Here is an 11,662-nt window from a genome sequence, read left to right as displayed (position 1 = left end):
CACCGCCGGCCCCCGCCCCCGCCCCGAAGTCGAGCGGCGGCGGCCGGGCCTCGAGCCTGCTGAAGTCCAGTGCCTTGATGGCCGCGGGCACGATCGTCTCCCGGCTCACCGGTTTCCTGCGCACCCTGGTCATGGCGGCCGCGATCGGCGTGGGCCTGCTCAACGACTCGTACCAGGTCGCGAACACCCTGCCGACGATGATCTACGTCCTCGTCGGTGGCGGAGCACTGAACGCGGTCTTCATCCCGCAGCTCGTCCGCTCCATGAAGAACGACGACGACGGCGGCGAAGGGTATGCCAACCGGCTCCTCACCCTCGTCATGGTCATGCTCGCGGGTGTGACCGTGATCTGTGTGGTGGCGGCTCCCATGTTCGTGCGCATGATGTCGCCGACGATCGCGGACGACCCGGTCCGCATGGAAGTCACGGTCACCTTCGCGCGCTACTGCATTCCGACCATGTTCTTCATGGGCGTGCACGTCGTGCTCGGACAGATCCTCAACGCCCGCGGCCGCTTCGGCGCGATGATGTGGACCCCGGTCCTCAACAACATCGTGGTCATCGCCACCTTCTGCGCCTTCATCTGGGCCTTCGGCGGTTTCACCTCGTCCGGGGTCGCCCCGTCCAACATCACGCCGGACGGCGTGCGCCTGCTGGGCCTCGGCACACTGCTCGGCCTGGTCGTCCAGTCCCTGGCCATGCTCCCGTACCTGCGTGAGGCCGGGTTCAAGCTCCGGCTCCGGTTCGACTGGCGCGGACACGGCCTCGGCAAGGCGGCACGGCTCGCGAAGTGGACCTTCTTCTTCGTCCTCGCCAACCAGATCGGCATGGTGGTCGTCACCCAGCTCGCCACCAGCGCCGGTACGACTGCCACGGATCAGGGCCACTCCGGCACCGGCATCACCGCGTACAACTACGCGCTGCTCCTGTGGCAGATGCCGCAGGCCATCATCACCGTCTCCGTGATGACCGCGGTGCTGCCCCGCATCTCCCGCTCCGCGAGCGACGGCGACCCCGCTGCCGTCCGTGACGACATCTCGTACGGCCTGCGCACCTCGGCCGTGGCGATCGTGCCGTGCGCCTTCGCCTTCCTCGCCCTCGGCGTGCCGATGGCGACGCTGCTGTACGCGGGCTCCGGCTCGGGCGCGCAGAACATCGGCTACACCCTGATGGCATTCGGACTCGGCCTGATCCCGTACTCGGTCCAGTACGTCGTCCTGCGCGGCTTCTACGCCTACGAGGACACGCGCACGCCGTTCTACAACACCGTCATCGTGGCAGCCGTCAACGCGGCGGCCTCGGCTCTGTGCTTCTTCGTCCTGCCCGCCCGGTGGGCCGTGGTCGGCATGGCCGCCTCCTACGGCCTCGCCTACGCGGTGGGCGTCGGTGTGGCCTGGCGCCGGCTGCGTACGCGCCTGGGCGGCGATCTGGACGGCGCACAGGTGGCGCGTACGTACACCCGCCTCTTCGGAGCCTCGATCCCCGCAGCCCTCATCGGTGGTGCGGTCGGCTTCGCCGTCCTGAAGGCGATGGGCACCGGGGCGCTCAGCTCCCTGGTGGCGCTCGTCGTCGGCGGTATCGCGCTCGGCGTCGTCTTCTTCGTCGCCGCCCGAAAGATGCGGATCGCGGAACTCAACTCCATGGTCGGGATGGTCCGCGGCCGTCTCGGACGGTGAGTTCGAGGGGTTCGCACAACCATCACCGGCCGCCGCGTGTCGTGCATAGCGCCGGACTGTGGGCACAATTGGCTTTGGCGTCTGACGAAGCGCAACGGATGGGGAGGCAGGAACGACGGTGGCGGAACGGAGCACGGCTGCCGTCGACGTGGCAGACAACAGCGGCGATGAGCCGCTGACCGCGAAGGCGGAGCAGGCCACGGCCGACGGGGTGGCCCAGACCCGGGAGCGGGAAACGGCAGAAGAAGGCGCAGCAGAGACCGGCGAGCCCACAAGCTCGGGGGCGGCATCACCCCCCGAGCTGCACAGCGGTCACAAACTCGCCAGACGCTATCGACTCGAAGAGTGCGTCACCCGTCTGGACGGTTTCAGCAGCTGGCGCGCGGTGGACGAGAAACTCCGCCGGGCCGTCGGCGTACATCTGCTGCCCGCCGACCATCCACGGGCACGATCGGTGCTCGCCGCGGCCCGCTCGTCGGCGCTGCTCGGCGATCCCCGCTTTGTGCACGTCCTGGACGCGGTCGAGGAGAACGACCTCGTCTACGTAGTCCACGAGTGGCTGCCGGATGCCACGGAACTCACCGCGCTGCTGGCGGCGGGGCCTCTCGAGGCACACGACGCGTACCAGCTCGTCAGCCAGGTGTCCCAGGCCATGGCTGCCGCCCATCGCGAGGGCCTCGCCCACCTGCGGCTGACCCCGAGCGCCATCCTGAGGACGTCGACCGGCCAGTACCGCATCCGCGGCCTCGCCGTGAACGCCGCGCTCCGTGGCATCAGCTCGGACACCCCGCAGCGCACGGACACGGAAGCGATCGGCGCGCTCCTGTACGCCTCGCTGACCCAGCGCTGGCCCTACGAGGACGACGCGTACGGCCTCTCCGGGCTGCCCAAGGGCGTCGGCCTGATCGCCCCCGACCAGGTGCGCGCGGGCGTGCACAGGGGCCTCTCCGAGCTCTCGATGCGCGCGCTCGTCAACGAGGGCGCGACCGCCTCCCGCCAGGAGCCTCCGTGCACGACGCCGGAGGAGCTGGTGAAGGCCATCGGCGAGATGCCCCGCATCCGCCCTCCGGAGCCCGCGTTCACCGCACCTCCCGAGTACCAGCGCACGACGTACCAGCAGGGCACCTACGGCCGCCCCGCGGCCCGTCCCGGCGCCACCCAGCCGGTGCCGACCCCGCCGCCCCCGCTGCAGAGCCGTACGGGCAAGGCACTCAAGTGGGCCGTGTCGGCGCTGCTCATCGCGGCCCTGGGACTCGGCAGCTGGCAGCTGGCGGACGCGCTCATGGACCGGGGGAAGAACGACGACCCCGGCTCGACGGACACCTCCGACGGCGGCGACAAGAACAAGCCGAAGCCCGGCAAGCCGCTCCAGATCCAGGACGCGGACGAGTACGTCGCCGAGGGCCAGGCGCAGAACCCCGAGGGCGTGGACAAGACGTACGACGGCGACGACTCGACGTACTGGCGGACCAACAGCTTCATAGACGGTCCCACGCTCGCGCCCTACAAGCCCGGCGTCGGTATCGTCTACGACCTCGGCAAGGAGCAGGACCTGTCGACGGCGTCGATCGGGCTCCGCTATGCGGGCGCCCACACGACGGTCAAGCTGTACGCCACGGACTCGATGTCCTCCTCGACGCCGCTGAGCGCGATGAAGGAGATCGGGACCGCCAAGACCACCGGCCACAGCTTGAAGGTCGAGGCGGAGAAGCCGGTCAAGACGCAGTACGTGCTCGTCTGGCTGACCGATGTACCGAAGTCGCCCCGTGATGAGTACAGCAGCGCGGGGTACAAGCAGGCCATCACGGACGTGAAGTTCACGGACTGAGGGACTGGGCTCACCGGGGGGGAGGGGGTTCGACGGTGGATGACACCACGCACGGCGAGATGAGCGACCAGGACCTCCTGGCCAGCCATGTGGCCGGCGACAAGGATGCCTTCGGTGAGCTCGTCCGGCGCCATCGCGACCGCCTGTGGGCGGTCGCCCTGCGCACGCTGGGGGACCGCGAGGAGGCCGCTGACGCCGTACAGGACGCCCTGGTCTCCGCCTACCGCGCCGCGCACACCTTCCGCGGTCAGTCCGCCGTCACGACGTGGCTGCACCGGATCACGGTGAACGCCTGCCTCGACCGGGCGCGCAAGGCGGCCTCCCGGAAGACCTCCCCCATCGACGACACCGAACGGCTCGAGCAGCTCCTGGAACCGCACGAGTCGGCGTCGGCCCCCGTCGAGCGGGGTGATCTGCACCGCCAGCTCATCGAGGCCCTCGGCACGCTGCCGCACGACCAGCGCGCCGCCCTCGTCCTGGTGGACATGCAGGGCTATCCCGTGGCCGAGGCGGCCCGCGTGCTCGATGTGCCCACCGGCACCGTGAAGAGCCGCTGCGCACGCGGCAGAGCCAGACTGCTGCCGCTGCTCACCCACCTGCGTACGGAGACCCGTACGCCGAGCGGAGACGGCGGCGAGGACCAGAACGGCAAGAAGCCGGACCCGGGAAGGAACCGGACGCAGGGGACATCCGTCCCACCTGCAGCGGGGCCACGGGAAGCGGGACCAAGCGATTCAGCTGCTGTGAAGGGCGGAGGTGGGCGAGCGTGATGACCACGACCGACTCGGCCGGGCACCCAGAAGTCGCTGAGATCTCCGACCTCACGGAGGGACTGCTCCCCCCTGCCCGCACCCTCGACGTGCGGCGGCATCTGGACGACTGCGAGCTCTGCGCCGATGTCTACGCCTCCCTGGAGGAGATCCGCGGCATGCTCGGCACGCTGCCGGGTCCGCCGCGGATGCCCGCCGATGTCGCCGGACGCATCGACGCGGCGCTGGCGGCGGAGGCGCTGCTGGACTCCATCACGCCTGAATCGCTCGAGCCCGAGTCCCTCGACGTGGAGCCCGTCTCCCGCGACAGCATCGCGCCCGAGACCGACGCTCCGGAGACCGACGCTCCCGACAGCGCGTCGACCGGCACGCGTGTTTCACGTGAAACATCGCCCGCCTCCGCCGAGTCGGCGCCCACTTCCGCCGACCGGCCCGCCGGACACGCCCGCGCGGCCACTGGCCCCGGGCGCCGGAGCCGGTTCCGGGGCGGACGTCGGCGCACTGCCGTGCTCGGGGCGGTCGTCACGGCCGCCGCCATCGGCCTCGGCTCCCTGTTGATGCAGAACCTGGGCGGCGGCTCGGGCGGCACCGCCGGCACCGCGTCGGAGCACCCCGCCTCCGCGCACGCCTTCTCCGAGGAGAAGCTCAAGGGCCAGGTGACCGACCTCCTCGCCAAGACCCCGACCGCGGAGACCGACGGTGGCAAGCCGTCCTTCGACGTGCGATCGAGCCCGGAGTCCCCGAAGGAGAACTCTCCGATGCGTGAGGCCTCGGGCTCGGTGCCGGAGTGCGTCCAGCGAGGCCTCGGCGCGAGGACGCCGATCGCCGCTGAGGAGGGCACGTACAAGGGGAAGGACGCCTACCTCGTCGTGGCGTCCCACGACTCCGACAGCGCCAAGGTCTCCGCGTACGTCATCGACGCGACGTGCAACGACAAGCCGTCGTCCACCGCCGCGGGCAAGATTCTGCTGACCAACTCCTACGCCCGGCCCTGACCTCTCGCCGCACCGGCAAGAGGAGCGCGGTCGTGCAGGGGCATGCCGCCGTCCCTGGCATGCTTACGTGCGCCCGGACACGTCGGGAATGCAAGCCCCGTAGGATCCGTTGGGTGGGGTGAGAGACCTGAGACAGGCACCCACCAGCAGTACGCAGCAGTCTCCAGAGACGAGGAATCAAGCCGTGACCGACGTCCGTAACGTGATCATCATCGGCTCCGGGCCCGCCGGCTACACGGCGGCGCTCTACACCGCACGCGCGTCGCTGAAGCCGCTGGTGTTCGAGGGCGCCGTCACCGCGGGTGGCGCGCTGATGAACACCACCGAGGTGGAGAACTTCCCCGGCTTCCAGGACGGCGTCATGGGCCCCGAGCTCATGGACAACATGCGGGCCCAGGCCGAGCGCTTCGGCGCCGAGCTGGTTCCGGACGATGTGATCGCTGTCGACCTCAGCGGCGAGATCAAGACCGTGACGGACACGGCGGGCACCGTGCACCGCGCGAAGACCGTGATCGTGACGACCGGCTCCCAGCACCGCAAGCTCGGTCTGCCGAACGAGGATGCGCTCTCCGGACGCGGCGTCTCCTGGTGCGCGACCTGCGACGGCTTCTTCTTCAAGGACCAGGACATCGCCGTGATCGGCGGCGGCGACACCGCGATGGAGGAGGCGACCTTCCTCTCCCGCTTCGCCAAGTCCGTGACGATCGTGCACCGCCGCGACAGCCTGCGTGCCTCCAAGGCGATGCAGGACCGCGCGTTCGCCGACCCGAAGATCAAGTTCGTCTGGGACAGCGAGGTCGCCGAGATCAAGGGCGAGCAGAAGCTCTCCGGTCTGACGCTGCGCAACCTCAAGACGGGCGAGACCTCCGAGCTGCCGGTGACGGGTCTGTTCATCGCGATCGGCCACGACCCGCGCACGGAGCTCTTCAAGGGCCAGCTCGAGCTGGACGACGAGGGCTACCTGAAGGTCGAGGCGCCCTCGACCCGAACGAACATGACCGGTGTCTTCGGTGCCGGTGACGTCGTCGACCACACGTACCGCCAGGCGATCACGGCAGCCGGCACCGGCTGCTCCGCCGCCCTGGACGCCGAGCGCTTCCTCGCCGCCCTCACGGACAGCGAGACCGCGGCCGCCACCGTCTGACATCTCTTCTTCCCACCGCCCCACCCAAGTTAAGGAGCCCGCCGTGGCCGGCACCCTGAAGAACGTGACCGACGCTTCCTTCGAGGAAGACGTCCTCAAGAACGACAAGCCTGTCCTGGTGGACTTCTGGGCCGCCTGGTGCGGTCCGTGCCGTCAGATCGCCCCGTCGCTCGAGGCGATCGCGGCCGAGCATGGCGACAAGATCGAGATCGTCAAGCTCAACATCGACGAGAACCCGGGCATCGCCGCCAAGTACGGCGTCATGTCCATCCCGACCCTGAACGTGTACCAGGGTGGCGAGGTCGCCAAGACCATCGTCGGCGCCAAGCCGAAGGCCGCTCTCGAGCGCGACCTCGCGGACTTCATCGCCGAGTAACGAGCGATGAGCGACAGGCGCCGACGACGAGCGCCGACCGCCACGCGACGTTGTTTCACGTGAAACACGAATGGGCCAACCCTCCGGGGTTGGCCCATTCGCATGACAGGGGTCGGCTCAGAGCGGTCGGAGAACGGGCTCCTTCTGCACCGCCCCGAGCAGTCGATCGAGAGCCATCTCGACGTCCTCCTTCCAGGAGAGCGTCGTACGCAGCTCAAGCCTGAGCCGGGGATACGAGGGGTGCGGGCGGACCGTCTTGAAGCCCACCGCCAGCAGATGATCCGCGGGCAGCACACAGGCGGGCTTCTCCCAGCGGGCGTCGCCGAAGGCCTCGATCGCCTTGAAGCCACGGCGCAACAGGTCCTTGGCCACCGTTTGGATGATCACCCGGCCGAGCCCCTGGCCCTGGTAGTCCGGCATGATCCATGCGGTCATCAGCTGCACGGCGTCCGGCGACACAGGGCTCGTGGGGAACGCGGTGGATCGGGGCACGTACGCCGGGGGTGCGTACAGCACGTAGCCCACCGGCACCTCGTCGACGTAGACAACGCGGCCGCAGGAACCCCACTCCAACAGGACGGCGGAGATCCAGGCTTCCTTCTCCAGCTCCGGCGTGCCGGCCTTCACCGCGGCCTGGCCGCTGACCGGGTCCAGTTCCCAGAAGACGCACGACCGGCAGCGCTTGGGAAGGTCCGGAAGGTTGTCCAGCGTGAGCGGTACGAGCCGACGCCCCATGAAGGCGGTTCCTCACTTCCTTCGCCAGCGGCATCGCGGGCGGCAGTCAGAGCGCTCCGTTCCTTCAGCAGGCTGCCGACGAATCCGCCGACCGCTCCCAGCCCAAGGCCCGCGGTCATCAGTCCGGTGCGGCTCACCGATCGCATGGCCCCTGCCTCCCCAATGAGGTGCCGTCAGCTGGATGCGCCATACCCGAACGCATCGTATCCACGATGCGATTGCATCGATACCGTAAGAAAGCAAAGAGCGGGCCGTGTTCCGGTACACACCGGACACGGCCCGCTCTGGAAACACGGTTGATGAGGCTCAGGCCTCTCCGTCCTCCGGGGCGTCTTCCTCGGGTGTGTCCTCGGCGAGTCCGTTCATCAGGACCGGCCCCTCGCCCGGGGCGAGCGTCGAGAGAATGCGCTCCAGGTCCTCCAGTGAAGCGAAGTCGACGACGATCTTGCCCTTCTTCTGACCGAGGTCCACCCGCACGCGGGTCTCGAACCGGTCCGAGAGGCGGGTGGCGAGCTTCGTCAGCGACGGCGACACCCGAGCACCCGCGCGCGGCCCCTTGGCCTTCGGGGCGCTCTGCGGCCGCGAGCCCATGAGGGTCACGATCTCTTCGACGGCCCGCACCGAGAGGCCCTCGGCGACGATCCGGTGAGCGAGGCGGTCCTGCTCCTCCGAGTCCTCGACGGAGAGCAGAGCGCGAGCGTGGCCCGCGGACAGCACTCCGGCGGCGACCCGGCGCTGAACCGCCGGCGACAGCTTAAGGAGACGCAGCGTGTTGGAGACCTGCGGGCGCGAACGGCCGATCCGGTCCGCCAGCTGGTCGTGCGTGCAGTTGAAGTCCTTGAGCAGCTGGTCGTAGGCGGCGGCCTCTTCCAGCGGGTTCAGCTGCGCACGGTGCAGGTTCTCGAGCAGTGCGTCCAGGAGCAGCTTCTCGTCGTCCGTGGCGCGGACGATCGCCGGGATGCGCTCGAGTCCCGCCTCACGGCAGGCGCGCCAGCGCCGCTCACCCATGATGAGCTCGTAGCGCGAGCTGCCCACCTGCCGCACGACGACCGGCTGGAGAAGCCCGACCTCCTTGATGGAGGTCACGAGTTCGGCGAGGGCGTCCTCGTCGAAGACCTCACGCGGCTGCCTCGGGTTGGGCGTGATGAAGTCGAGCGGCAGCTCGGCGAAGTGCGCACCGACCGGACTCTCCGGCGCGGCCTCCACCGTCCCGTTCGCCGGCTCCTCCGTTTCATGTGAAACGGAGCTCTGCGGGAGCGCCGCCACCTTCGCGGCCGCCACCCCCCGCTCGGCGGTGAGCACCGGTACAGCGGTGGGGGAGCCCGCAGCCCCACCCGCGGCCTGGGCGGCCGACTTCTCCGTCGGGGCCGCAGGGATCAGGGCGCCGAGGCCACGGCCAAGGCCTCTCCGTCGCTCGCTCACTGCAACCCCTCCGTCGTGCTGTGCTGGTCATTCTGAGCGCCCATGTGGGCGTGCTGTACGTCGTAGCGAATGCCGACACCGCGGAGCGCGATCTCCCGGGCCGCCTCGAAGTACGAGAGGGCACCGCTCGACCCCGGATCGTAGGTCAGCACGGTCTGTCCGTAGCTCGGCGCCTCGGAGATACGGACCGAGCGGGGAATGCTCGTCCGCAGCACCTCCTCGCCGAAGTGGTTGCGCACCTCGTCCGCCACCTGTGAGGCGAGCCGGGTCCGGCCGTCGTACATGGTGAGCAGGATCGTCGAGACGTGCAGATGCGGGTTGAGATGCCCCCGCACCAGGTCGACGTTGCGCAGGAGCTGGCCGAGGCCCTCCAGTGCGTAGTACTCGCACTGAATGGGGATCAGTACCTCCGCACCGGCCACCAGGGCGTTGACCGTCAGGAGACCGAGCGACGGCGGGCAGTCGATGAGGATGTAGTCCAGCGGCTGCTCGTACGCCTGGATCGCCCGCTGCAGCCGGCTCTCCCGCGCCACCAGCGACACCAGCTCGATCTCCGCACCGGCGAGATCGATGGTGGCGGGGGCGCAGAAGAGACCCTCGACATCGGGCACCGGCTGAACGACCTCGGAGAGCGGCTTGCTCTCCACCAACACGTCGTAGATGGACGGCACTTCGGCGTGGTGGTCGATCCCCAGAGCCGTGGAGGCATTGCCCTGCGGGTCGAGGTCGATGACCAGGACACGCGCGCCGTGCAGAGCGAGCGAAGCGGCAATATTGACGGTTGTCGTCGTCTTGCCCACTCCACCCTTCTGGTTGGCGACCACCATGACGCGTGTCTGCTCGGGTCGCGGCAGGCCTTCGCCTGCGCGGCCAAGGGCTTCCACCGCCAGTTGGGCAGCACGACCGATAGGGGTGTCGTCCATCGGGGGCGGTGTTTCACGTGAAACATCCTCCCCCGCCGACTCGGTACGGGGACCGGGGACCGGATCGGTCATCGGTCCCGCGATGTTGGCGTCGGACCGCAAGGATTCACTCTCCTCGACTTCAGGCTCGCAATGAACAGAGCCTCCCATGCTTTGAGGGTCGTGAACCAGCGAGGCCCGGTCTTCTGTGGACGAATCCACCTCTGTGGACAACTCGGTGCCCTTATCGAGGGATCCGAGCGGACGACGGTCGCGGGGTTCAGCAGCGCGGCCGCGACTGATGATGCCATGCAGCAGTGAGCGACGTTTCACGTGAAACACGATGCACGGCAGCCGGGGCGCCGCAGCTGCGACACCCCGGTATGCGTACGTTTGGCAGGTTTTGTGGAGTAGGGCTCGTCGTCAGGACGGATCAACTGCGACGTAGCCGCTCCCATGGCGGCAGGCTCACTCAGCGACGACGCCGGGTCCGTCCCGTGCGTGCCGCCTTGGCCCGCTTGGCGGCGAAGCGTACGCCGCCGGGGCTCTCGCCGACCTCGACCCGCACCACGGTGGACAGCGGGTCCACCACGCCCTCGCCGACGTGAAGGACCGAGGTGTTCACCGCGCCGAGCTTGCTCAGAGCGGCGCCCGCGGCCTTGACCTCTTCCTCGGCGGTATCGCCCTTGAGGAGCAGCATCTCTCCGTACGGACGCAGCAAGGGCACGCCCCACGCGGCGAGCCGGTCCAGGGGTGCCACGGCCCGCGCGGTCACCACGTGGACCGAAGGCAGCTTGCCGAGGACCTCCTCGGCGCGGCCCCGCACAACCGTCACGTGATCGAGGCCGAGCAGCTCGACGACTTCGGTGAGGAAGTTCGTCCGCCGCAGCAGCGGCTCAAGGAGCGTGATCTTCAGATCCGGCCGGACGAGGGCCAGCGGAATGCCCGGCAGTCCCGCGCCCGAGCCGACATCACAGACCGTCACGTTCTCGGGCACGACCTCGGAGAGCACCGCGCAGTTCAGCAGGTGCCGCTCCCACAGCCGGGGCACTTCGCGCGGGCCGATCAGGCCACGCTGCACTCCCGCGTCGGCCAGCAACTCGGCATATCGGACCGCGTCCGAGAAACGCTCACCGAATACCGCCCGGGCCTGCTCAGGCGCCGGCGGGAGCTCCGCTGCCTCCGTCACGGGGACCGTCCTTCCGTACCGCACTGGGGTGGCTGACTATCAGGCTGACAAAGACCGGCCCCGCCTGCGAACAGACGGGGCCGGGAGAACGACGTGCGATCAGGCGGGAAGCACGACGACGAAGCGCTGCGGCTCCTCGCCCTCCGACTCACTGCGCAGACCGGCGGCCTTGACCGCATCATGCACGACCTTGCGCTCGAACGGCGTCATCGGCTTGAGGTTCACCGGCTCGCCGGAGCTCTTCACCTCGGCCGCCGCCTTCGCGCCCAGCTCGGAGAGCTCCTCGCGCTTCTTGGCGCGGTAACCCGCGATGTCCAGCATCAGCCGGCTGCGGTCGCCGGTCTCACGGTGCACCGCGAGGCGGGTCAGCTCCTGGAGCGCCTCCAGAACCTCACCGTCACGGCCGACCAGCTTCTGTAGATCGCGGCTGTTCGAGTCGCTGATGATCGAGACAGCGGCGCGGTCGGCCTCGACGTCCATGTCGATGTCACCGTCGAGGTCGGCGATGTCCAGCAGACCCTCGAGGTAGTCCGCAGCGATCTCGCCCTCCTGCTCGAGGCGGGTGAGGGTGTCGCCGGCCTCGACTTCGGCTTCGGCGGGGGCGGTGGTGCCTTCCGTCACGGGA

11 protein-coding genes are annotated in these 11,662 nt (G+C 69.2%); 6 read left to right on the top strand and 5 right to left on the bottom strand.

Annotated features, from left to right (window positions below; all coding sequences use genetic code 11):
- The 6 genes from murJ to trxA form a co-directional block, all read left to right on the top strand.
- A partial coding sequence (gene murJ / locus E2651_RS17425) for a murein biosynthesis integral membrane protein MurJ (protein ID WP_135332070.1) occupies window positions 1-1,676 on the top strand: 1,676 nt, incomplete at its 5' end.
- A 118-nt stretch (window positions 1,677-1,794) separates the two neighbouring features.
- Window positions 1,795-3,504, top strand: coding sequence for a protein kinase family protein (locus E2651_RS17420; RefSeq protein ID WP_135332069.1), 1,710 nt, complete (start codon window positions 1,795-1,797; stop codon window positions 3,502-3,504).
- A gap of 35 nt (window positions 3,505-3,539) precedes the next feature.
- Window positions 3,540-4,274 carry an RNA polymerase sigma factor SigM gene (sigM, locus tag E2651_RS17415; RefSeq protein ID WP_135332068.1) on the top strand — a complete coding sequence of 245 codons (735 nt, stop codon included), beginning with the start codon at window positions 3,540-3,542 and terminating at the stop codon, window positions 4,272-4,274.
- Window positions 4,274-5,269: a hypothetical protein gene (locus tag E2651_RS17410; protein WP_348541644.1), complete on the top strand. Its 996-nt coding sequence runs from the start codon at window positions 4,274-4,276 to the stop codon at window positions 5,267-5,269. The genes sigM and E2651_RS17410 overlap by 1 nt, the downstream gene beginning before the upstream one ends.
- A gap of 184 nt (window positions 5,270-5,453) precedes the next feature.
- Window positions 5,454-6,413, top strand: a complete 960-nt coding sequence (trxB, locus tag E2651_RS17405) for a thioredoxin-disulfide reductase (protein ID WP_135332066.1) — start codon at window positions 5,454-5,456, stop codon at window positions 6,411-6,413.
- A gap of 43 nt (window positions 6,414-6,456) precedes the next feature.
- Window positions 6,457-6,789, top strand: coding sequence for a thioredoxin (gene trxA / locus E2651_RS17400; RefSeq protein ID WP_135332065.1), 333 nt, complete (start codon window positions 6,457-6,459; stop codon window positions 6,787-6,789).
- A 117-nt stretch (window positions 6,790-6,906) separates the two neighbouring features.
- On the opposite strand, the gene E2651_RS17395 is transcribed toward trxA, so the two are convergent.
- From E2651_RS17395 to E2651_RS17375, 5 genes are all read right to left on the bottom strand, one after another.
- The gene (locus E2651_RS17395; protein ID WP_135332064.1) at window positions 6,907-7,524 is read right to left on the bottom strand and encodes a GNAT family N-acetyltransferase; all 618 of its coding nucleotides are present in this window, start codon (window positions 7,522-7,524) and stop codon (window positions 6,907-6,909) included.
- 306 nt (window positions 7,525-7,830) lie between these two features.
- Window positions 7,831-8,946, bottom strand: coding sequence for a ParB/RepB/Spo0J family partition protein (locus E2651_RS17390; protein ID WP_135332063.1), 1,116 nt, complete (start codon window positions 8,944-8,946; stop codon window positions 7,831-7,833).
- The gene (locus E2651_RS17385) at window positions 8,943-10,019 is read right to left on the bottom strand and encodes a ParA family protein (protein WP_135332073.1); all 1,077 of its coding nucleotides are present in this window, start codon (window positions 10,017-10,019) and stop codon (window positions 8,943-8,945) included. Before E2651_RS17385 ends, E2651_RS17390 begins: the two co-directional genes overlap by 4 nt.
- A 301-nt stretch (window positions 10,020-10,320) precedes the next feature.
- Window positions 10,321-11,037: a 16S rRNA (guanine(527)-N(7))-methyltransferase RsmG gene (rsmG, locus tag E2651_RS17380; RefSeq protein ID WP_135332062.1), complete on the bottom strand. Its 717-nt coding sequence runs from the start codon at window positions 11,035-11,037 to the stop codon at window positions 10,321-10,323.
- A 99-nt stretch (window positions 11,038-11,136) separates the two neighbouring features.
- Complete coding sequence (locus E2651_RS17375) at window positions 11,137-11,658, bottom strand: R3H domain-containing nucleic acid-binding protein (protein WP_135332061.1); 522 nt, start codon at window positions 11,656-11,658, stop codon at window positions 11,137-11,139.
- Between the last annotated feature and the right edge of the window lie 4 nt (window positions 11,659-11,662).

It is taken from the genome of Streptomyces sp. MZ04, from assembly GCF_004684775.1.
In the GTDB taxonomy this organism is placed as follows: domain Bacteria; phylum Actinomycetota; class Actinomycetes; order Streptomycetales; family Streptomycetaceae; genus Streptomyces.
Note: the sequence above shows the minus strand (reverse complement) of the source record. Positions and strands in the feature narration are given on the sequence as shown.